This window comes from Geobacillus sp. GHH01, from assembly GCF_000336445.1.
Taxonomy (GTDB): Bacteria; Bacillota; Bacilli; order Bacillales; family Anoxybacillaceae; genus Geobacillus; species Geobacillus zalihae.
Genome location: NC_020210.1, coordinates 1,289,769 through 1,312,117 on the forward strand (window position 1 = coordinate 1,289,769; position 22,349 = coordinate 1,312,117).

Annotated in this window: 20 protein-coding genes and 1 pseudogene; 14 read left to right on the forward strand and 7 right to left on the reverse strand. The window is 43.3% G+C overall.

Translation table 11 applies throughout. The features are described 5' to 3' along the window. Positions 1 to 119 precede the first annotated feature (119 nt). The 13 genes and pseudogenes from GHH_RS06495 to GHH_RS18045 all read left to right on the forward strand — a co-directional run bounded on the left by GHH_RS06495 (position 120) and on the right by GHH_RS18045 (position 14,378). On the forward strand, positions 120 to 2,537 hold the full coding sequence (locus GHH_RS06495; RefSeq protein ID WP_015374514.1) for an exodeoxyribonuclease V subunit beta: 2,418 nt from the start codon (positions 120 to 122) through the stop codon (positions 2,535 to 2,537). Then, on the forward strand, positions 2,530 to 5,061 hold the full coding sequence (locus GHH_RS06500; protein WP_015374515.1) for a hypothetical protein: 2,532 nt from the start codon (positions 2,530 to 2,532) through the stop codon (positions 5,059 to 5,061). Before GHH_RS06495 ends, GHH_RS06500 begins: the two co-directional genes overlap by 8 nt. Continuing rightward, complete coding sequence (locus GHH_RS06505; RefSeq protein ID WP_236612592.1) at positions 5,036 to 6,715, forward strand: UvrD-helicase domain-containing protein; 1,680 nt, start codon at positions 5,036 to 5,038, stop codon at positions 6,713 to 6,715. The genes GHH_RS06500 and GHH_RS06505 overlap by 26 nt, the downstream gene beginning before the upstream one ends. 13 nt (positions 6,716 to 6,728) lie before the next feature. Beyond that, positions 6,729 to 6,932, forward strand: a pseudogene (locus GHH_RS19420) (YdbC family protein); the annotation flags it as partial. A gap of 539 nt (positions 6,933 to 7,471) precedes the next feature. Then, positions 7,472 to 8,350 (forward strand): IS982-like element ISGsp1 family transposase, encoded by an 879-nt coding sequence (locus GHH_RS06515; RefSeq protein WP_011231214.1) that lies wholly within the window; start codon positions 7,472 to 7,474, stop codon positions 8,348 to 8,350. A 148-nt stretch (positions 8,351 to 8,498) separates the two neighbouring features. After that, the gene (locus GHH_RS06520; RefSeq protein ID WP_015374518.1) at positions 8,499 to 9,236 is read left to right on the forward strand and encodes a hypothetical protein; all 738 of its coding nucleotides are present in this window, start codon (positions 8,499 to 8,501) and stop codon (positions 9,234 to 9,236) included. A gap of 350 nt (positions 9,237 to 9,586) precedes the next feature. After that, entirely contained in the window at positions 9,587 to 9,916 is a 330-nt protein-coding gene (locus tag GHH_RS06530) for a hypothetical protein (protein ID WP_144052006.1), read from the forward strand. Positions 9,917 to 9,972: 56 nt separating this feature from the next. Continuing rightward, positions 9,973 to 10,137: a hypothetical protein gene (locus GHH_RS19125; protein ID WP_015374520.1), complete on the forward strand. Its 165-nt coding sequence runs from the start codon at positions 9,973 to 9,975 to the stop codon at positions 10,135 to 10,137. 116 nt (positions 10,138 to 10,253) lie between these two features. Next, complete coding sequence (locus GHH_RS06535; protein ID WP_015374521.1) at positions 10,254 to 11,396, forward strand: hypothetical protein; 1,143 nt, start codon at positions 10,254 to 10,256, stop codon at positions 11,394 to 11,396. Positions 11,397 to 11,437: 41 nt separating this feature from the next. Next, complete coding sequence (locus GHH_RS19425; protein WP_041470451.1) at positions 11,438 to 11,773, forward strand: topoisomerase DNA-binding C4 zinc finger domain-containing protein; 336 nt, start codon at positions 11,438 to 11,440, stop codon at positions 11,771 to 11,773. A gap of 53 nt (positions 11,774 to 11,826) precedes the next feature. Further along, positions 11,827 to 12,444 carry a hypothetical protein gene (locus GHH_RS18035; protein ID WP_015374523.1) on the forward strand — a complete coding sequence of 206 codons (618 nt, stop codon included), beginning with the start codon at positions 11,827 to 11,829 and terminating at the stop codon, positions 12,442 to 12,444. Positions 12,445 to 13,125: 681 nt separating this feature from the next. Further along, entirely contained in the window at positions 13,126 to 13,260 is a 135-nt protein-coding gene (locus GHH_RS18040) for a DUF3986 family protein (RefSeq protein ID WP_081601526.1), read from the forward strand. Between the two features lie 72 nt (positions 13,261 to 13,332). Beyond that, positions 13,333 to 14,378, forward strand: a protein-coding gene (locus GHH_RS18045) for an IS630-like element ISBs2 family transposase (protein WP_015374552.1) whose coding sequence is annotated in 2 segments (ribosomal slippage) — positions 13,333 to 13,836 and positions 13,839 to 14,378 — 1,044 coding nt in all. Because the reading frame shifts where the segments join, the coding sequence is not laid out codon by codon here. Between the two features lie 164 nt (positions 14,379 to 14,542). On the opposite strand, the gene GHH_RS06560 is transcribed toward GHH_RS18045, so the two are convergent. From GHH_RS06560 to GHH_RS18815, 4 genes are all read right to left on the reverse strand, one after another. Continuing rightward, a complete protein-coding gene (locus GHH_RS06560; protein WP_015374525.1) occupies positions 14,543 to 15,730 on the reverse strand; it encodes an IS701 family transposase in 1,188 nt (395 codons plus the stop codon). A 118-nt stretch (positions 15,731 to 15,848) separates the two neighbouring features. Beyond that, positions 15,849 to 16,937 carry a sodium:solute symporter gene (locus GHH_RS06565; protein ID WP_236612593.1) on the reverse strand — a complete coding sequence of 363 codons (1,089 nt, stop codon included), beginning with the start codon at positions 16,935 to 16,937 and terminating at the stop codon, positions 15,849 to 15,851. Positions 16,938 to 16,947: 10 nt separating this feature from the next. Continuing rightward, on the reverse strand, positions 16,948 to 17,256 hold the full coding sequence (locus GHH_RS19430) for a hypothetical protein (protein WP_015374527.1): 309 nt from the start codon (positions 17,254 to 17,256) through the stop codon (positions 16,948 to 16,950). 43 nt (positions 17,257 to 17,299) lie between these two features. Continuing rightward, positions 17,300 to 17,677 carry a hypothetical protein gene (locus GHH_RS18815; protein WP_201764083.1) on the reverse strand — a complete coding sequence of 126 codons (378 nt, stop codon included), beginning with the start codon at positions 17,675 to 17,677 and terminating at the stop codon, positions 17,300 to 17,302. Between the two features lie 205 nt (positions 17,678 to 17,882). Between GHH_RS18815 and GHH_RS06570 the strand changes: the two genes are divergently transcribed. Then, on the forward strand, positions 17,883 to 19,541 hold the full coding sequence (locus tag GHH_RS06570; protein WP_015374528.1) for an IS1634 family transposase: 1,659 nt from the start codon (positions 17,883 to 17,885) through the stop codon (positions 19,539 to 19,541). 109 nt (positions 19,542 to 19,650) lie between these two features. On the opposite strand, the gene GHH_RS06575 is transcribed toward GHH_RS06570, so the two are convergent. Genes GHH_RS06575 through GHH_RS06585 form a run of 3 tightly spaced genes read right to left on the reverse strand, consistent with a single transcriptional unit; the run spans position 19,651 to position 22,349 of the window. Next, complete coding sequence (locus tag GHH_RS06575; RefSeq protein ID WP_015374529.1) at positions 19,651 to 20,691, reverse strand: sodium:solute symporter; 1,041 nt, start codon at positions 20,689 to 20,691, stop codon at positions 19,651 to 19,653. Between the two features lie 15 nt (positions 20,692 to 20,706). Then, a complete protein-coding gene (locus GHH_RS06580; protein ID WP_015374530.1) occupies positions 20,707 to 21,453 on the reverse strand; it encodes an SDR family NAD(P)-dependent oxidoreductase in 747 nt (248 codons plus the stop codon). A 35-nt stretch (positions 21,454 to 21,488) separates the two neighbouring features. Further along, positions 21,489 to 22,349: a polysaccharide deacetylase gene (locus GHH_RS06585; protein WP_015374531.1), complete on the reverse strand. Its 861-nt coding sequence runs from the start codon at positions 22,347 to 22,349 to the stop codon at positions 21,489 to 21,491.

Sequence of the window (22,349 nt, forward strand, 5' to 3'; positions counted from 1 at the left end):
GATTCACCTGGCCATTGTTCAGAACAGATGCATTAGTATATAAATTCTGTAACTAAACCGCTATTTTAGTATAAAATAGGGATGCAAGTTACTGTCTATAAATATTAGGAGTGTATACCATGAATGAGGCCAAATATTCTGTCCTGCTATTTTCATCTGATATTCGGCAAATACGAGCAAGTGAACTTCGGCAATATATCCAAAGCGGCCGCAAGGTGTATTTGCTTGCGTTTGATGATCCGTACGAATTATTAGAGGATCCGATTTTGCATGAAGCATATAAGAAAGAATTGCTCCAAGTTTCTATTGTTCGCTATGCACCAGAATGGGAACGGGTATGGGCAGTGATTGAAGATGGCAAAGTTAATGACTCTCAATTATTGGATTATCTTGATCAAAACAGTGCTTTTAATAAAGGACAGTATGAACTCGAACATGCCTATGGCCACGGGCATTATATTGTGAAGGCAGGAGCAGGGACGGGAAAAACAACGACGATGATCAACCGGATCATGTTTCTTAAGCATATGCAAGGGGATCTCGATTTGCGTTCAGTTGTCATGATCACGTTTACAAACGAAGCTGCATCCAATCTACGTTCAAAGTTGTTAGAAAAGATAAAAAACTATTACGATTTGACGAAGGATAAAAAATATTTAGAGTGGATGGAAGAAGCAGGACGGATGTTTATCGGCACCATTCACTCGTTTGCTAGGGAGTTTCTCGTGACAGAAGGGCAAACGCTAGGTTTTTCGCGGTCGATGGAAGTGAGGAGTTATAAACATGAGCGGAGAAGGCTGATCGAGAAGTATATTGACCAGTTCTCGGTTGAATACCCGGAGATATACGAACGTTTTCGGCATATTCCCCACTATCAAATCATTCGTTCTTTTATCGTTATGATTGAGCAGTTGCATAACAAATCGCTTTCTGTTGAAGCGATTGGGCAGCTTGATTTCGGGACAGACAGCTGTGGGTTTCATGAATTTGCCGATTATGTCATGAAACGTGTTATTCAGGAGCTTGATGAACAGAAAAAGAAGGAGGAAACGTTGGAAATTAGTGATCTAATCAGCCGTCTAGCGTCGCTTAAGAATCTTTCTTCCGATCAACTCGATTTGCCGATCCGTTATTTGTTTGTCGATGAATTCCAGGATACGGATGAATCACAGACAGCATTCATCAGTTGGTTGGCAGAGAAGTATGGTTGTCAGTTGTTTGTGGTTGGGGATGTGAAGCAAAGCATTTATCGGTTCCGGGGCGCGGACTATACAGCGTTTCTTCAGTTGCAACAGCAGCTGAAAACAGCCAATCAAGTGTATAAAGAGTATTCGCTGCAGAAAAATTACCGATCATCACCGACATTATTAACACAATTGAATGCCTTATTTCGGAAATGGACAAAAGTCGTTGAAAAGTTTCCTTTTGATGATACGGACAAGCTGCTTCCGGCGAAAGAGGAAGGTTGCAAAGAGGGAGAAGAAGGATTAGTTGCGTTAGATATGGGTGATCCCGCTCTAAAATGCTTGCTTCACCGTTTGTATCGCGAAGATGTTGCCATCTTAGTCCGCTCAAACCGTGAAGTTTTGGAAATGGTGGATAGAGTTGAGAATATGGGGTTCTTTTGTGAAGCAACTATGTCAGGAACTTTTTACCGTTCATTGCCAGTAAGGGAATTTTACCTGTTGATCCGGAGGTTTACCCACCCGTATGTTCCGAAGGATCGTTATCTCTTTCACCAAAGCTCTTATGGAGAGAATGAACTGACTATCGCCAGAGTGTTATCAGCTTATACGCCGGAAACGTCTTTTATTCTTGATTTATTGCAGACATTTGACAATATGGAACGGTGGGAATGCCAATGGAACACATCATCCGCCCTTGCTGTGTTGCAAAACATCATTGATGAAGTTCGGCCGCATGAAGTCTTTCGGCTGCGCTACTATAACCAGTTGAGATCCCGGTTTCCTGATGGAGATGTGGAGATGCATCGGAAAGAAGCCATTGCGAAAATGAAGGAATACAAAATGAACTTGGACCGCCTTATTTTTTTCATCAAAAAGGAATTTGGCGATTTTCGCGCATCTTTCTATGATCTGGAGAAATTTTTAGCAATCAAAATGGCAACAGATGCTTCGGAGAATGAGCTGAAAATAACGAGGGGTGTCAATCACCGGATCAAAGTGATGACCGTCCACAAGGCAAAAGGATTGGAGTTTGACTATGTGCTCATGCCCTTGACGCGCCATCCGTTTATTAAGCAAGGGGAAACGGATGTGATGTTAATTTCTGATCGAGCGCAGTGGAAACTCGGATACAGCATTCGTTGGGATGATATGGAGTTTGAAAATAATTATTACAATGAATACGCCAGATCAGAAAAGAAAGAATTGATCGGCGAAGAAGCTCGGCTGCTGTACGTAGCGTTGACGCGGGCGCGAAAGGCGGTTTATGTAAACAGCTCTTCCCCAATGAATCCATATCAAGCGCAGTGTTGGAGTGACTTGTTAGAAAGCGGGGAGATGTTGGTTGTTTGAAGTCAAGTACTACCAGCATACAACACATTTTTACGAACGGTTCAGAATCCGCGAAGGCGAAATCCATCTTACGCAAAGTACTGCGTTGGCACAGTATTTGAGAAGTGTCACCGGGGCATCGAAAAGCCAAGTACTGGCATATCATTCGTTTGTAAGGAAGCTGTTTCCTCATTGGAATCATCCACATACTGAAATCTATTTGCGGTCGATGATACGCCAATACATTCATCAACATGCTTCGGAAGAATCGATGAACTATTTAGAGAAGAAGGTTCGCGATTTTTATTTATCTCTCCGTTTTTTAATCGAAATGGGGATGACGCGGTTGTTTGACTTTCCGAGCATGCAGCTGAAGGAAGAACAAAAATTTCTGATTGGCATGTTCGAGCAGCTCAGACATGACCCTATCGTCGTCAGCTATCGGCAAGAACGAGCCCATCTGACCAAGAAAAAAATGGCGGAGACATTGAATATTGATACTGACATTCATACCGTATGTGTTCATCATTTCGATTACATTGATGCTGTACGGATGATGATGTTTTATCAATTGCAACAAATAGGATTGCATGTCATATTTTATATTCCATTTAATCCCCATGCTCCAAATGTTTATCAAACATGGCGTAAAATTTATGAGCGGGTGAGCGGAAGCGAGTATAGCCGTTGGGAATGCGTCGAGAATTCCCAGCCGCGCCGAGGCGCCAAATTTGCTCGCTATTTGGGCGATCGTTTTCTAGATCAGGAAGATCCATTGCACCACGTTCGTTTTCTCACTTTTGATCATACGACGGAATTTAAAGAGTATTTGCAAAAACATCCAATTGTAAAAAACCATCATGAAGTGGTGGCTAAATTTGAAGAAGATTTAAACATATACACAAATTGCGCTAGAAATGATCATTTTTACGCCAGCCGCTATGGACAATTTTTCTTGTCTTTGCAAAACTGCAGAAAAACAAATAATGGCATTTTCTTAACTTATGACGATTATGTGAATATGATGACGTCAGGGTGGGTGCAGTCTGGACATGTAAACGGCACGCAAGCATTGACGTTGCTGATTGATTTGCGCAGTTATATGGACGGTGTGAAAAGTTTTCAAGATATCATGGAGCGTCTGCAAGCGCTTGTTGATCTTCAGGAAGTCAGCCGCGTATTTGATGAAACAGCGAAGGAACAGGCGGGGAGCCACCGACTGAAGCGTTATTTAAGCAATCCGTTTCGCTGTTTTCCATATGTGCATCAGTCTCGATACAAAATTACAGTCAAGCAGTTGATCGAATGCACAAAAGATTTGGCTCGAAAAGTGAACCGCCTGCTATTGGGGGAAAGGGAAAAGAGAAATGTGAGGGTGTATATTAAAGAACTGAACGACATCTATGTGGCTGTAAGCGGCCAATGGGAACCTAGTGCTAAACAAAAGATGGAAAAGTTATTTTCCATTTTGATTCCTGCCGACTGGGAGTTTACGATGGAAGAGTTGTACCAATTTATTACATTGCACTTAGGTGCAGTGCAGGATGAGGAAGAAGACGACCAAGACAGTCCACAAATTGTAAACATTGATCAGTTGATTGGCAAAACGTTGATTGCACATAATATTCACGTAACAGACTTATCGTTGCGAACGTTTCCTTGGGAACAGTCTGAAATGCCCCACTTATTGACGCATAGTTGGTTGAAAGAATGCATTCGCCGTTCATTTGTTGCTGGGAATCGAATCATGCGGATGAATGCGCTTGTAGTTGATTATTATTCACGGAATGTTACAAGAAATACTGCACTATATTCCATTTATCATCTTCTAGCGTACGGCAAGGGACAAATTACTTTTAGCTATATTAAAGATTTGTACGAACATAACAGACCAAGCGTTTATTTCACTATCTTACAGGAATTGTATGGGGGAACAGCAGAAGTTGCACAGGAGCAACCTGAGGAGTGGAAATGGGAAGAAGAGACTGTTGTCCAAGAGGAGATACCGAAAGAACCGTTGCAGGCTATTCCCGATTTGCTATGGCTAGACAGCGATTTTTGCCAACGGAAATTCTTTTTCAATGCGTTTGTTGAACATCATCCAATTTACGAAAGCGATTTTCATCAGCAGCAAGCTTTTGCGATCATCGGCAAACTTCTTGCTGAACAAGGGGATGGAGAAGCGTTGGTGCGGGAGACCATATTCCCTTTATTTCCGCAATGGACAAATGCGCACAAGCAGAACTTGTTGGATACAACCTATCCATCCAGTCTGAGAACGTATAAATCATATCAAAATATTTACTATCCAAAGGCAATGAAACGGCTTCAACGCTTGGGAAGCAAATATATGGTCACAAAAAATTGGAAAGCGAAATATCAATATGACCATGACACCTTCCGAATTGACGAGCATATAAAGGAATTTCTTGCAAGTGTTCAAACAAAGGAAATCGAAGCAAGAAGCGGACAACATTGCCGCATGTGTCCATTCCTCCACGTTTGTAAGGACGGTGAGTATGTCATCGATGCAAACGACAGCTGATCTCCGTAAGAAGCGCCTAGACTTTGCCAGACGATCGGCGCGGGCTTGGCAAAATTACTTCGATGCTCATGGCCTGTTGCCTAATATTACACTAAGCCCTGAACAAATTTCCGTTGTCCAGCAAGACGAAGACCAAATGTTGATCAACGGTTCAGCAGGAACTGGAAAAAGTCTTACATTGATTTATAAGTTGATAAAAGTCATGGAACAGGAAAATGAACCGAAGCGCATTTTATATTGTTCGTTTAATACGACGCTTGTTGAAGATGCCAGAAAACGAATCGAGCAATCAAGCAAGTTTCATGAGATCAAAGACAAACATACCTTGCATATGGAAACTTTTCACTATATGGCAGCGAGGATTTTAAGGGAAATAGGTTTTCCAAACGCAGAGTTTTTACGGATCAACCTTGAAAACTTGCGGCGCTACGAGGACGCCATTACACGCCGTACGATAGCGCTTGTAGATACGTTTATGGAAAGCGAAGAATATAAAAAGTTGCCGTTGGAACAAAAACTTTACAAAACCCATGCGGGGACGTTTTTAATGGATGAAATTCTTTGGATGAAAGCGAACGGTTTTGTCACAGAGGAATTGTATTATCATTGTGAACGGGCGGGAAGGGGGAATATCCCGCGATTAACAAAAGAGCAGCGCCGAACGATTTTCTATTTGTATAAGGAATATGAGAAAATGTTAAAAAAACAGTTTCACGATCATTTAGATTTAGAAGATTATGCTTTGTTGCTGCTGAAATATTTTGACGATATTCCCGATTCATTGAAGTACGACTATATTTTTGTCGATGAAGTTCAGGATTTGCAGGCGATGCAATTAAAAGCATTGGTCGGATTGGCCAAAAAATCAATTGTTGTCTCCGGTGATCCGAAGCAACGTATTTACAGACGAAGCCCGTTCTCTTATCGGGATTTAGGGTTGCACATCGAGGGGAGAAAAACGAGAAACTTGCGAACAAACTACCGATCAACAAAACAAATCATGAAACTGGCGAGCAGTTTGGAGTTCATTGATGCAGAAAACGACCGTTTGGATGACCAACGTTTTGTAAGGGAAGGAAAAAAACCGTCGATTTACTTTTTCCAGAGCTCGAAAGAACTGAGTTGTCATCTAGTAAACCAAGTAAAAGTGATTCAGAAAAACGATCCGGATGCGACAATTGCTGTTATCCACCGCCATGATGGAGATACATACGCGATTAGTCAATGCTCGGTTCTTATGGAATTAAAGAAACACTTTGATGTCATCACCTCATCCCAATATGGAAGAAGATTTGACTTGAACAAACAAAAAAAGCCGATTTTGTTTACAGATGCATATAGCGTCAAAGGTCTTGAGTTTGATTATGTATTTTTGATTCATTTTGACCGTGATCATTATCCGAATAAAAAGAGGATTGAGGAACTGGATAAACGAGCCGGAGACAATAAAAATAGTGACGGCTACAGGGCGGATTTGGAAGCTATACTGAATGATGAAAAGAAAGTTCTTTATGTTGCAATTACTAGAGCGAAAAAAGAAGTGCAGTTGATGTATACTGGCCGCAACTTTAGAAGTATTTGTCCTTTTGTAAGAAATTTCTATAAAGAAGATTACGATGCCTTTGGCTTTGATTCAAGTATATATTCCAAATAAAGGAGCGGTTTGTTTGGCAACGATTCAGTTTGAAATCAAAAAACGAATTGCGACGTTGTCTAGTTCACCTAAAGGATGGAATAAGGAACTAAATCTTGTGAGTTGGAATGGATATCCTCCGAAATATGATATACGGGATTGGGATGCCTCACATGCGAAAATGGGCAAGGGAGTTACCCTTTCAGAAGCGGAAGCGAAAGAGTTATATTATGCCTTAAAACAGCTGTTTGAAAAGAATTCATCTGAAAACTCTAGCATACAAAATGGGGATTGGCGGAAACGAATTGATGAATGGACCGAGAACTCCCCGTTATTTATTCAACAAATCAAGAATGTACTAATATTTATGAACGAAAAAGGATACCCTGTCGAGAAGCAAAGGCAATTACTAACGGGGATACAATCGGCATCATCTGAAGAAGCGTTGCAATACGAAATAGAAAGCATTAGCAGCATTTATCCTTCATTCTATAGGGAGTTGGGCAGCCTAATCCGAAAGTTAGAGGAAGGGGAATTGGGACAACTGTTTTTATATATTTGTGATCGCTAGAAGGTCAGTAAAAAGTACACTCTGGGGCAGGGGGAGGAGGCTCGTTTCGCCGCATGTGCACACAGCCGTGGGCAGCACTTAAGTGCGAATACTTCGATCCAACCCGTGGTGCTAGATAAAACTCAGACAAGCATAAAAATAGCCCTTGCTGGCGGATCTCCAGTAGAATGAAAGTGTCACCCAACATTCGAAAGGAGAGATCCCCCATGCAAGAGCACTTTCATTTTACTACAGATCCAGCCAAACTTCAAAAACAATATGCCGCTATTTTCTGTTTTGTTTCTGCCCAACTGTCGTTGATTCAAATGTATCTTCATCGCCGCAACCGTCACTTGGTCAAGCAAGAAGACGAAGTGGTCATGGCGGTTCACCTTTTGGGGAAGCTGCTGGGCTTTTCTTCCGAACGAGCCTGGCATCGTTTTGTCACGGGAAATTTGTTCACAAACGGCTCGTTTCTTGAACGCTCCCGATACAACCGCCGCTGCCGGGCGCTTGGTTTCGCCATCAAATGGATCCGTCATGAGCTGGCGAAACGTGGCCAACACCATGCTTATGCGGTCGTCGACAGCTTGCCTCTTCCGTTGTGCCATCCCGCAAGAATGCAGCGCGTCAAGCGATTTCGAGGGATCGCGGATATGGGGTATTGTGCTTCCAAAAAGCAATGGTACTACGGTTTCAAGCTGCATCTTCAAGTGACCAATCAAGGGCTGGCCATGGGCTATGTCGTGACGGAAGCGTCCTGCCACGACGTCAAAGCCGCTGAAACGGTGATGACTCAAATCCCTCATCCCTACAACTTTGGGGACAAAGGGTACATCAGCCACGCTCTTCGAGAAAAGCTGTACGAAGAACACCAAGCCGCGTTCTGGACACCGTCTCGACACAATCAAAAGCACGGCCCATCCAAGGCATGGGAAGAATGGATCAGGAAAAAACGCAAAGTCATCGAGACGGTGTTTTCGATTCTCGTAGACCAATACCGGATCACCGACATTCGAGCGAATTCCATTGCCGGGTTTGAAGTGGCACTCGATGGCATCTTGTTGGCTTATTCCTTGGTCACACTAGGGCTGGTTGAGCGCTGACGCTCAACTAGCACCACGGGTTTCGATCCAATATTTTTTTAAAAGAATACAATTTGAAAATAAGCGACTATAAAATTTATTTGCGCGCCGATTATTCAGAATTGACTCAGTAAGTGATGATGTATGAATGGAGACAGGAGGAGAAAGTTTGTTAGCGGAAATACATGGAAAAATATCATCAGACGGTTCGAATTTAAGCGAGCGGCTTGAAGATCAGCTGACAGCGAACGTATTTGGTACGTCGCGTTATCTCCCTTTTCACAAAGGGATTCAGCCGATTTTAAGCAAGGCTGTATTTTTTTCTCAAACTGATCAAACGGTGTTCATAAATGGTTTGGAGATGCAAAAAGACGAGTTTATAGGGGATAAGGTTAAGTTTTGGGTCAAGGGAGAAAGAAGTGAAATCGATGTTTTACTTGAATTTGATCATTTGATCATAGGAATCGAAGTGAAATACCATAGTCCTTTATCATCAGACGATCAATTGGAGCGAGAAGCGAGTGATTTATTAAAGGGTAAAGGACAGACGCCAAAGTTTTTGCTCTTATTAGGAACGGAACCAGAAGTGAATATGATTGCTAAAAAGGTGATGGAAGACAGAAAACTGCCAAGCGGTGTTCATTTCGGATATTTATCGTGGCAAGAAGTGTTCCATCAATTGGTGTACGTGCAAAAAAATGAAACATTGAATGAGTTTGAAAGGTTAATGCTGAAAGATTTGACTGCTTTATTGAGAAAAAAGGGATTTGATCGTTTTCAAAACTTTCAAAGCCTTGCTTGTCCTTTAGTTGACCACTGCTCCTACTTTCATTTTTATACAGATGAACAATTTTTTCATTTAAGTGCCAATCGTATTGAAAAGGAGTGGTATTATGAATTCCGTTAGTATACGAGAGAACATAAAAAACGCTTTTGAGGTTGTGCGAAAAACGTACGAGAGTGTCGATAAACTGTTGGCGGAATTGGACCGTCAATCGGTTGAATGTGGATTTGTTCCGGTGATCCCACAATTTTTACGTCAGAAATCTGACCGCGAGTATCGAGGCTGGTTCATTCAATCTTTTATCAAGCTATATAGGTTGTAATAAAGAATTTCCGACCTCCATGTCCCGTCTTTACTTTATCACCTAACAAGCTGGCACGGTGACAAGAAGAGCGAACAATGCCATGTAAAACAAAATTGCAACTTATATATATCAGAGAGATTCCGCCCCTCCTTGTCAGTCGGGGAATGGGTTGAAAAACGACCCAATCTATGCAGTTGAAATCTCATTTGAAGAAGAACCACGGATGACGTTATGCAAATACGTATATTCAACCCTTGAACATTGGGATAAACCGCCGAGCGTTTCTGAACATTGGTTTTTCTATTGGCCTTTATATGATGGCAATAACTTTACTAATCATGAATCTGAAAATGGAGTGTTTAGAACCGTTCCAAATGACGAAAAAACTTCGGAAAAATATGGTAAAATTCAAGAAGTTATTTCAAAGGAAATTGACTTATTACCCATTACATCAACGAACATTAAGGATAGGGTGTTTGATGAGTTGAAGCGTTTGTGACAGATAAACTGGAATTAGGGAATCAAAACAGTTGACGGACTGAGGAGGGGCGGTGCGTGGGGATCAAAATAGAAATGCCTATTCGGATGGCAATATTCCGTCTAGCGGAGTTGGATAAATGGAGAAACGGCGAAAGAGAAAACGGTAAAGATTTTTATTGCAGAAAACTGCCTGGTACGAAAGGATTTGGTTATTTGGGAGGTTTAAAACGAAGCCGATAGAGTATCATTACCATTTCACACTGCTTACGGCGAAGGTGTGGCGAGTCCTGCTTTTTCCCGTGAATCGGGAATCGCGCTGGCCAAGAAGCATTGTATAAAGATATAGGGGGAGAGGAATGAACATGCTGAGTTTTGAGCATAAGAAAGCTATTTTTCGATCATTTAAGCAATTACAAGAAAAGCCTATAAGCAATAATCGAGTAAATTATGTTTATCCAGAAAGCTTACAAAAGGGGAAAATATTAGCTAGAGAGTTATCCCCTAGTGGAAACGGATATGTAAATGGCAAGTATATGGATAGTGAAATCATAAAGAAAAAAGGATATAACGTTGATCCACGAGGATGGATAAACATTGCCAATTTTTCTGAGCAACGGTTAAGGGAAGCGATTGAGATTGCCATGATGTCTATGTCAGGGAAAAGTGCTGAAATGATACAAACTGGCGCAAATTTGAACCATGACAGCAACGAAATGAAGCAGCAAGAAATAAGGCTGGAAACTTCAACTTCTTTTGAGAGACTGGTTCGTTCATGTTTGTATAATTGGATTGGCTACGGAAATGTCAATGCCCCGGTTTGGTTTCTTGGGGTTGAAGAAGGTGGGGCAGAAATATGGAGACACCGTACGAAAACGCTTGAACAAAGTTTAGAGATTCGCTCAAAGTTTCATCTTCAAATGGATTTTCGGCATGTTTGGGAAGATTTGTACCATATACCGTTATCATCATGGATAGGCCCTAATGTTTGGCGCTATATAGCGGCTTTTATTTTGGAATTCGAAGGAAGAGATGTAACTGTTGAAAATATTAATGATTACATTTTTTATGCAAAGCAATTAGGGAGAGAAAGTTCCAATCATTTTCTTGGTGAAATGATGCCATTGCCCAAGCCGTCTAAAAAAAGCATAAAACCTTATGAATCTATTTGGAGTTCTGTAAATGATTATTATGATGAAGTGGCCAACAACAGACTTTCCCTTATTCGTAAAACAATCATTGAAAATCAAAATGTAAAGCTCATTGTATCTTATGATCGAACGCTCACTGAAATGATGCTAAACTATTTCTCTTCAACGATTGAAATTGTTAGTACGTGGAATTTTAAACATGAGCAATATACACTTTATAAAATTACATTTAGCAATGAACGATCTATTTTGATACTTTCCACTCCTTTTTTTGGTAATGGAAGAATTAGTTATAAGGGGATAAGAAATGCTGCGAGATGTATGATAAATGAAGGATGGATAGTTCTGTAGTTTGCTTATCTACGCTATTCACCATTATATGTTTGAACACGATGCCTATCAATTGTGATGTTGTCGACGATGATTCGAATGGGGAAGAACATTTTGAAAAATTGTATGTTAAGCGGCTAAGCTGGTTTAAAATTGATACGCCGATCGGCTCTTACAACTCGGACTGGGCGCTTGTTAAAAACAAGCAGCAGGAAAAAAAGATGAAAAAGCGGCACGTGCAGACGATTCGGACAAAGCAGGAACAGCTGCAACAACAGATACAGCAAAACCGTTGTCCGAAATGTGGCGGTGTTCTGATCGTTCGGAAAGGAAAATACGGGACATTCAAAGGTTGCAGTAATTACCCGAAATGCAAGTTTACGCAGTCGATTGGCTGAACTTGTAACATGGCGCTTGGGCAGCAACTATAGATAAGGGAAGGAGAAGAATGATGTTTTCTATTCACGAGGAATTGAAACGTCTATCGCAAAAGCATCCATTTTTTGCTTCAAAAGAAGCGTTTAAACAGTCATTAAAATTTCAGTTTCAAGAAAAATTCCGCGTCGAAGAGAACAAACGTTTTCATGATTATTTGATCGATTTGTGGGTTGAAGAACCGGAAAGTGGGTGCCAATACGCGATTTGTTTAATGAACAAGCTCGCTCGGGCCACGATAAGACAAAACGCGCAAACGATTGAATTGAAGCATCACGGCGCTGAGGATCAAGGGCGTTATGATTTTTTGGCGCAAGTGGAAAAGTTAGAGCGAATAACGATGGGGAGAAGGAATGTCTACGGGATCGTTGTGCTGCTAACGAATGACCACTTGTACTGGACTGAGCCGATGCGATCCAATACGGTGGACTGCGAGTTTCGCATCCATGAAAATCGGATCATCACTGGGAAGTTGAAATGGCTGGAACGTGCGTCAGCAGGAACGACAAAAAACCGTGAAGAACCGATTGTCATAAAAGGGATGTATAAAATGCAATGGCATCATTATTCAACCATTAGCAATGAAAAACACGGAGAGTTTCGTTACTTAGCCGTTTATGTTAGAGCTGATTAAAAAGGGAAAAGATATATATGCAGGGGATCATATTTCATCAATCATTCCAGCATATTGACAATAGGCGGACAAGTCTTCCTTTTATTTTTGCACAGTCCAAAACCAGCCAAAAATGGCCATAGGTGTGTAGCGTTATTTTACTTTCACAAACTAAAGTACGATGTTGATATATCAATGGTTTGGACGTTTGACGATTTTGTTCCATACGTCTAGTTTGCATAACAGCAATTTATTTTTTGCAGGGTTCGTGGGGGGGCAAAACCGCCCCTTGCTGCCTAAGGGAATCAATGGTAAAATGAAGGTGCTCTTTTAAAAGGATGTCCTCGCTGAGAGGATAAAAATAAGTTTGGCACATGACAATGTTTCCATTTTAAGAGGTGAATCGATTGCATAAAAAGAGAGCCGTCGGCAAAACGAACATGATGCGGCTCTCTTTTTTGCCATTATCAAGAAGTTCTGCTTTATTGATGTTTTCTGGCTAGTCTCTTGAATATGAGTGGAATGCCGCGCAGCTCTCTCTTTGTTATGTTCCAGGTTAATCGTGCTAGAAGCTAGTAGCAAGTTATTCAAAAGGCGGGAAGCATTGTTGAATTTTGTGGAAGGATATTATAATCAAATCAAGTTTAGGGATGCAGAATCGAAAAATTTGGTTGGTGCATTAAGAGACGGGAGTGGATCAACGTGAAATTTGATCCAAATCAGCATCTTCATTTAGGATATTATGAGAACAATGTTGACTTAGAAGCAGTTGCATATAAAATTCAGAACGAAAATAAGTGGGTGGTTTTTTTAGATCATGAACAAGATACTATATAAATTGAAATAAAGGTTTTCTCCCGTTCCACGGCGAATAAATACAAAGAGAAAATAGGGGAACGGAGAGAAAATATGATGCCAAATCACAAAGACGAGATCGAAAAGTTGTCCACTGCCATGAAAGAAGCAAAAAGTAAACGAGCATATGAACGCTACCAAGCGATTTATCTTCATTTGCAGGGATATACCAAAGGAGAAATCGCAACGATTATTGGTCGATCCAAGAAAACTATTTATAACTATATTCATGCCTACGCCCAGCGCGGTCTTGATGGACTGGAGATGAAATACTCACCTGGCGCCCCACGTCGATTGACCCCTGAGCAGGAAAAAGAGCTGGCTTTGATCATTGAACATCAGCTCCCCGTAGATGTGGGATTCGAAGCAAAATATAATTGGACGCTTGCGATAATCGCTGAACTCATTCAACAAAAGTGGGGGCCAACATACACGCTTCGCGGAACAAGTGACATTCTGCATCGGTTAGGGCTAAGCTATACGAAACCGACCTATACACTAGCCAATGCCGATGAAGAGAAACAAAAAGAATTCGTCGAAATCACCTTCCCTGAAGTAAAAAAAAACTGGTAGATGGGAACATCGCCCATGTCCTCTTTCAAGATGAGTCGATGATTCGTGATTACCAAGCGATTCAAAAAACATGGTTTGTCAAAGGAAAACAACGAATCATTCCGACGTTTGGAAAACATCAAGGGCTGAAGCTGATTGGCACGTTGAACTACGAAACAGGGGAAGTGTTTTGCATCGAAGAAGAACGCTATGACGCGGAAACATTTCTTCGATTTCTTCAACTTGTGTTAGAACGCTATCCCACAGGCAAAATAGTGATGATTTTAGATAACGCTCGAATTCACCATGCCAAACTCATTCAGCCATTTTTAAAAGAACACGAAGATCGGTTAGAGCTCGTCTTTTTGCCACCATACAGTCCGCAATTGAACTTGATTGAAGGGCTATGGAAATGGCTGAAATCAGACGTGATTTACAACGTGTTCTATTCGAGTGTGCAAGAAATTAGAAAGAATGTCCAAGCCTTTATTCAGCGAATCAACCAGAAACCAGAACAAACGATCGATCGTTTGTGTGTTCAGTTGTAAATCTTTAATTCAACTTATATAGACTGCTTTTGCAATGCATTAAGAGCATGTTCACAAACGCATAGCGAATGCATAATGCACATAAACAATCCATCATCTTAACTGTAGATGAGCATTTTTAATTACAATAATTTCCATGTTCTAAGAGACAAACAGGGTACCCCTTAGGCGACATGGAGCTGTTTTTTGATCACATCAATGGGAATATCTTGCTTTGCGGCGTCATAAATGAACTCTACGACGCTGTGGCCTTTCCGCGATCGAAGAAGCTCCAGTCCAGCGGAAAGGTTTTGTTGGGATTCGGCGATGCTGTACACGCAGGCCAACAGCACCACCGCCCAATACCGTTTCACCGCCCGAATGTGGCGAACCCGATATCCATCGAGCTTCAGCTGGTCTTTCGCCTGCCGGAAAAAGCATTCGATCGTCCAACGCTGGGCGTAGTAACGCAAGATGTCTTCTTCGCTCAGCTCCCGGTCGATGCTCAAGACGCAATGAAGATGTTCGGGTGTCATTGGATGATCCGCTTTCCAAGCCAGCAGCACCACCGCATCATCGAGGCCATGGATCGCCCCCTCATAGCGATACACGCGGTAACGCTCCTGACCCACCGTGACGAGGCGGGTGTCTTTGGACTCGATATAGCGGGCAAACTGCTTTGCTTGGACCGCGATGCCTTTCGGGTAGAGAATCCGGTTCGTCTTGAGCATCGCGATGACATGGAATCCCTTTTTCAGACAGGCTTCGATGAACTTTTTGGACGGATACCAAGAGTCCATAAGCACATACACCGGCTGAGCCAGCTTCACCTTGATCGAGGAAAGCATCTCGATCGCTAGGTCGATTTTGCTTCTTCTCGCCTTCTTGTCATACAAGCGGAACGCGAACGGAAACGCTTGCGTGAAGGTGTGCACCATCAGCCAAACGAGCGAATGCCCCCAGACCGATTGATGATCCTTGTGCGAGTAGTGCCAGTCGCACCCTTGCATGGCGTGCGTTGCCCGTGACGAAGGCTTCGTTTTTTGGCAAATCGTATCATCGATCGAAATGAAAAGGGGCTGATTCTTCCGTTTGGTTAGGCGTTCGACCCGGCAAAGGATCCACTCTTGAAGCTTCTCAAGCAGTCTTTCCTCGTTCCAAGGGCTTTTCGTGAAAAAGTGGCTCAACGTGGTTCGATGATTCGGATGAAAACTCCAGTGATGGACATCGGTCAACGTTCCCGAAAATCCCTTGGTGGTCAAGGCATCGACAATGTGAACGAGAGGCTTCAGAACCGGTTTCGAGAAATACAGCGCCAATCCCAACGCTAAGAAAAACTTGTAGATTCCTTGGTGATGTGCTAATCTATTCATGAGACATGAACCTCCTTGTGGGTAGTTGGTAGCACATCTATTCTAACCAAGGAGTCCGGTTCATGTCTCCTTTTTTGTTTGATTGTCAATTTATGTTAGCGAATTTGCTCATCTACAGTTACAAGTTTATATTGTTTTCATGATTCTTCCATTTTCTCTGCGAATGCATCTTTGTTCCTATATACATCGTGATGATGCTAGATATTAATCCATAAATAATTGCATTAAGCGATGATACTCCTTCCACAATTAAATCCAAAATAACAACAATTGCACTAACCAACATGGAAATCATCGTTACTTTGGAAGTAACACTTTTCCAAAACAGAGCAGCGATAACAGGTAGAAATATACTTCCAGATAACAGCGCATACGCTATATCCAGTGCAACCACAACATCCTGTAGCCACAATGAGATAACGATGATCACAACACCCACCAGCAATGTTACAATTCTCGTTAACCGAATCTTTTCTTTTTCTGAACTCATCTTATTATTTTTAGGCAAAATGAAGTCATTTACAATAATTGTTGATGTAGCCATAATTGTTCCCGATGCGGTAGACATAATCGCAGAAGCAACCGCTGCGATTAGCAAACCGATTAATCCAGACGGAAGAATATTTAGAATGAGTTGAGGAAGGGCTTGTTGAGAATCTTCAAGATCTGGAATAAGAATATTGGCTATCATACCAATAACAGCCATCGTAATTCCATAGATTATACAATACACTCCAGCTAAGACGGTACCATTTCTCAGTACTTTTTCATTTTTAGCAGTAAACGCTCTTTGCCATATATCTTGTCCAATCATCATACCGAAGAAATATAACAAGAAAAAGGCAAAAATCGTTTTTCCTCCGATATTCGTCAAGGATAGAAATTGTGGGTCTAACTTGCTTGCGACCTCCGAAATACCTCCAGCTTTATAAATACCAAGGGGAAGGAGTAATACGATCAAACCAATTGTCATAATCCAGAATTGAATCACATCCGTTAATGTGACTGCCCACATCCCTCCTAATAGAGTGTATAGGATCACAACGACTCCGCCTACTATCATTGATATAAAGTTGTTCCAATCAAACAGGGATGAAAACAAAACTCCAATCGCTATAACGGTTGTAACAGCAACCATCATGTCATATACCGCCATGATAAAACCGCTAATATAGCGACTGTTTGGCCCAAATCTAACTCCCAGCAATTCACTAACACTAAAGACTTCTAAATTGATTAATTTTTTTTGAAAATAGAAATCCCATTCCCATTATCCCCAAACCAATCATAAAGACTAACCACATACCAGAAATTCCGTGTTTATACCCTAAAGATGCACTTCCAAGAGTGGAGGCGCCGCCTAAGACTACTGCTGCCATCGCAGGAACATATAAACCATGACCTAATCTTCTGCCGGCGACAAGAAAATCGGCCTCATTATTAATTTTCTTTGCGCTCAAATAACCGATACCTATTAGAACCGCAAAGTACGTAAAGATAATTACAAAATCTAGAATTGTTAACATACAACCACTCCTTAACTATATAAAATAATTAACAAAATTTTTATTAATTCGATAAATTATTTTCTGTTTTTCTTTGTTCTAACTCTTCGTCCGTAGGCCTTCTTTCTCTCTTATGAATTTCCACAACTTCGTGAGACGGTGGGATAAGGTAGCTGACCAAAACAATCGTGATACCCGAAATGATCGTGCCCGAGAATACCGGCATGTGCCAAAGCTCGGACAGCAATCCCAAAAAGCCTTCGGAAGAGGAAACCGGTCCGGGAACGCCGACAATCGAAGTAATGACGTAATAAAGAATCCCAACGGATACGCTTGCCCAAACCGCCGGAGTGCTAATTCGCTTCCAGAAAGGTCCGAGAACAAGAGGCCAAAACAAAGTAACAAAGACGATATCCCATGCCAGATACGCAAGATCGATCACCTTTTTGGAAACCCAAAGCGAGCAGCAACCCAATCAGCGCACTGGCAGCAATAGCCATGCGGGATATGCGCAGCAGCTTTTTGGGGTCTGGATTTGGATTGATAACTCACATTTCGCACCCTCCCAACGAAAATCGGGAGGATTTTTTGTGTCCATCGTCGAATGAATCCTTGACACACAAGGAAAGTGAAGGAGTTTTTCTCTCATGAACGTTCAAGTCAAAAAGGTCTATCGTAATGATTATTTGAATATAATAAGTGCCCTATTCAAGAAACTGGGCCTGCCCCAATTGATTGACCATCTCGTTCCCGTTGATCCACAGTGCCAGACTCGAGTCAGCGATGCCGTTCAGGCCATCATCTACAATCTGTTTGACGGCCGGCAAGCCCTCGTTCACGTGGAACGATGGGCTCAGGAGATCGATCTAGAGAAACTCATCCGTCCCGGTCTCCATCCTTCCTGGTTGAACGACGATGCCTTGGCTCGTCATCTCGACCGCTTGTATGAGGCCGACATTCACAAGGTGATCAGCACTTGCTTGATTCACATTTATCGCAAAGAAGGCCTTTCCCTCCGAGCCTTTCACGCCGATACGACGGACAAGACGGTTTACGGCGCGTATGAATCGGCCTCATTAGAGGCTTTGCAGATCACACATGGCTATAACCGCCATCATCGTTGGCAAAAACAGATCGGCTTCGGACTGGTCGGCAACGAGGACGGCATCCCGTTTTACGGCGATGTGCACGACGGCAACCTGCCCGATAAAACATGGAATCCCGAGGTGCTGTCTCGTGTCCATGAACAGCTGAAGCAGGCCAAAATCGAAGACGAATGGATTTACGTGGCCGATTCCGCCGCGATGACGAAAGAGACCCTGGCGCAAACCAAAGCGGCCAACGCCTTTTTGATCACCAGAGGCCCTTCGTCGCTCCGGATCGTGAAAACCGCGCTGGCCGAAGCGGATGCTGAGGACACGACGTGGAGCGATCCCTTTACGTTGGCGGAGAGAAACGGCGCCACGTACCGGGTATGGGAAACATCCTCCACCTATGAAGGCCACCCCGTTCGGCTGATCGTTGTTGAATCGAGCGCGCTCGACCAGCGAAAAGGAAAGACGCTTGAAAAAGAACGAACCAAAGAAGCGGAGCTTCTTCGCGAGGAACAAGCCCATTGGGAGCGCCACCCTTTCTCGTGCCGGGAAGACGCTGAACAAGCCTTGGCGTCCCTCAAGACGTCCCTTCGCCCACGGTTTCATCGGGTTGAGGCCGCGGTCGAAGAGATCGTACGCCCGAAAAAACGGCGCGGACGGCCGAAAAAAGGGGCGGAACCCGAGATGGAGACGCGGTATCTCTTGCGCCTTGACGTCGAATTCGACCAAAACGCGTGGGAACAGGCAAGACGGAAAGCGTCCCGGTTTGTCCTCGTCACGACCGTTCCGGAGGAATGGAAGGGCCAACAAATGGATGCCCAAGAGATCTTGAAGCTGTATAAAGGGCAGATCTCGGTGGAAATGAACTTCGCTTTTTTGAAAGACCCTTTTTTCACGGATGAGATCTATGTCAAAAAGCCAGAACGAGTTGCGGTATTGGGCTATTTGTTTCTCTTGGCCTTGGCCATTTACCGCGTCTTTCAGCGCCGGGTGCGCCAGTTCATCACACCCGAACACCCATTAAAGGGCGCCGGAGGCCGCAAGCTGACCCGACCGACGGGGCAGGCGATTTTCCAGCTGTTTCAATATGTGAACGTCGTCCTCCTGGAGCTGCCGGATGGACGCATCCAACGCTCACTGGATCGCTCCCTCACCCCTGAACAACGAAGGATTCTGCAGGGGTTGGGGCTGGATGAGAGCATTTACGTGTAACGTCATACGGAACGACCAGCGATGGTAAAAAAAGGATAGCCATCGCTCGTCGTGTTGGTCAAAAAGTTATTCTGAAAAACTAAATAAAAAATCCTTTGTTTTGACCTTGTTAGGGTGCGAAATGTGAGTTGATAAAATCAAGATAAATATTTTTTGTCCAAATCCCTGCAGAGGCAACATAACAAGCGGCCAAAGTAGACATTCCCATTGCAGCCATGGCGGTTAGAAAAACACCTGCGATGATCGGATGGAAATACCCTTCCGCGAAGGTCAGCATCAACTTTTCGGGATTCTCGCTGTTGGGAAAAATCGTTCTAAAAGCTTCACCAAGCATCCCCGGAATCCAACTGATCGCAATAATCACACAGCCGGCGATAATCATGCTCAGGTAAGCCACTCGCGGATTTTTAGCCCCCGCCACCCGCTGTCCAAGATCGGCGGCAGGAATATCCCCTAATGCAAGGACGAGATAAAGAGCCCAAAATTCTACGCCTCCTTTGCTGAACAGCTTGTTTACATTCCACCAGTCCGGGTTGAAGGTGACATCTCCGTAATTAAGCAATACAACGCCGGCAATTCCCAGAATTCCGATCATGGCAAAGAGCCCCTGAACAATTTCCGTATAGGCTACTGCCCATAGACCGCCTATAACCGAATAGACGGCTGTTAAAATCACAAAAATGATTGCGGCAGTAGTGAAGTTGACATCGAAAATCGTTTGAATAATATACGTACCTCCAACCGTTAGCGCACCCGCATTAAAAAACCCGAATGCAATCGCCATTACGATTCCGGTATAGGCTCCCAACTTCTTGCTGTTGTATCTCAGCCCGTAATAATCCGCAATGGTCCATCCCTTTAAACGGCGCAGCGGCTTTGTCCAGATAAATGCTCCCAACACCATGCAGGTTCCCAAGCCCGCCATGGTAGCCATCCCTTCAAAACCACCAGAAGTGTATCCTGAACCGACTGCCGCAAAAAAGAAGGGGGCTGCGAGCAAGGCAGCAATCAGACTTCCCGTCACCACGACAAGGGGCATACTCCAGCTTGCCACAATGAGATCTTCCGCCGTTTGCACCCTTTGATACCCTTTAAAACCCACATAGTAAACGAAGGCCAAATATATCAAGAAAATGATGATGCTTGTCATCCTTTGCACCCCCTTTTATCCATTCATGACGACCCCGCCATTGGGACCTAAAATCTGGCCGGTATAAAAATTTGCGTAATCTGACGCTAAGAACAATACAGACTTTGCGATCTCTTCCGGCTGCGCCAACCGCTTTAACGGATATTTCTGAGCTTCAATCTCCGCATAATTCTCCCCAAACGGGATCAGGATATCCGTCCACGTCCCGCTCGGAGCTACCGCGTTCACCAAAATCTCAGGCGCTAGTTCGCGCGCCAATGATTTCGTGAAGGCATTAATCCCCCCTTTTGCCGCAGAATAATGGGAAAACGCTTCGCAGCCAAGCTGCCCGAGATCTGAGGATATATTGATGATCTTTCCGCTCTTCTTCACTTTCATCCGTTTTACCGCTTCACGGCAGTTATAAAAAGTTCCGTATAAATGGACACGAATCATCCTATCCCATAATTCATCAGACATTTCCTCGACGGCTGAACCTTTAGCAAATCCTGCATTATTGACCAGAATATCAATCGTGCCAAATTCCTGATCCAAAAAGGCATACATCTCCCTAACCTGTCCGGAATCGGACACATCCGCCTGATAGATTCTGGCTTTTACCCCATAGGATTCCGCCTGTTTCTGCACTTCCTCCGCTTTCCTCCGGCTAGAATGATAGTTGATGAGGACTGATGCACCTGCCTTGGCAAACTCGAGCGCAATCGCCCGGCCAATCCCCTTGCTGGCCCCTGTAATTAAAGCCACTTTTCCCGTAAGCTTCACGTTTTTCACCTCCGTTGATCATATTATTCAAATATTCAGAAATAACGGCTCAGATCAATCCGCGAAACATGCTCAACCTCCAGGATTCCGCTTGACCAAGCCGCTTCAATCTCGTTTAACGTCGCAAACCAGATGCCGGGTTTTTTCAGCATATGTTGAATCAATTTTTCCAGCATCTTAATTCGGGATGCCCGCCCGATAATTTCAGGATGCATTGTTAAAGTAAAACACCCCCCTTCCTCATATAACGCGTCAAATTCTTCCTTCCACAATCTAAAAACCTTATCCGGCTCTTCTATGCAAAATCCCATTGGCGGTTCGGCGGAAAAGGCAAATTGCTCCCAGTCATCCAACAACCAGGTAACCGGTATTTCAAGGAGTTTATCCCCTGTCCCCGTTTCGATGGTATAAGGGATATCATCCCCCATTAAACTGGAGTCAAAACGGAAGCCATGCTTTTTTAACAAAGCCGGAGTCCAGGGATTCATTTCCCAAAGCGGAGCACGGTATCCCAATGGCCGGTAACCCGTATATTTGCGGAGAACCTCTATGCCTTTTATGAGAATTTCTTCTTCCTGTTCAGGAGAATGTGTATCCAATCGTTCATGAAAATACCCGTGGCATCCGATCGGATGATGGTGAGACAGGATTCTCTCAATTACGGTCGGATCGATCTCTGCCACCACAGCAGGTACAAAGAAGTTCGCTTTTAAGCCATATTCTTTTAAAAGCCGCAAAACTCTGTCGAGACCTACTCTTCTGCCGTACGCCCCCATAGATAAGAGGGAGAGGCGGGAACCGTTTTTCTTATCAAAAGAAAACGCCGTTTCCGCATCAACATCAAACGATAAAACAACAGCCATTTTTTTCTGATTGGGCCATTGGATCCGTTTCAT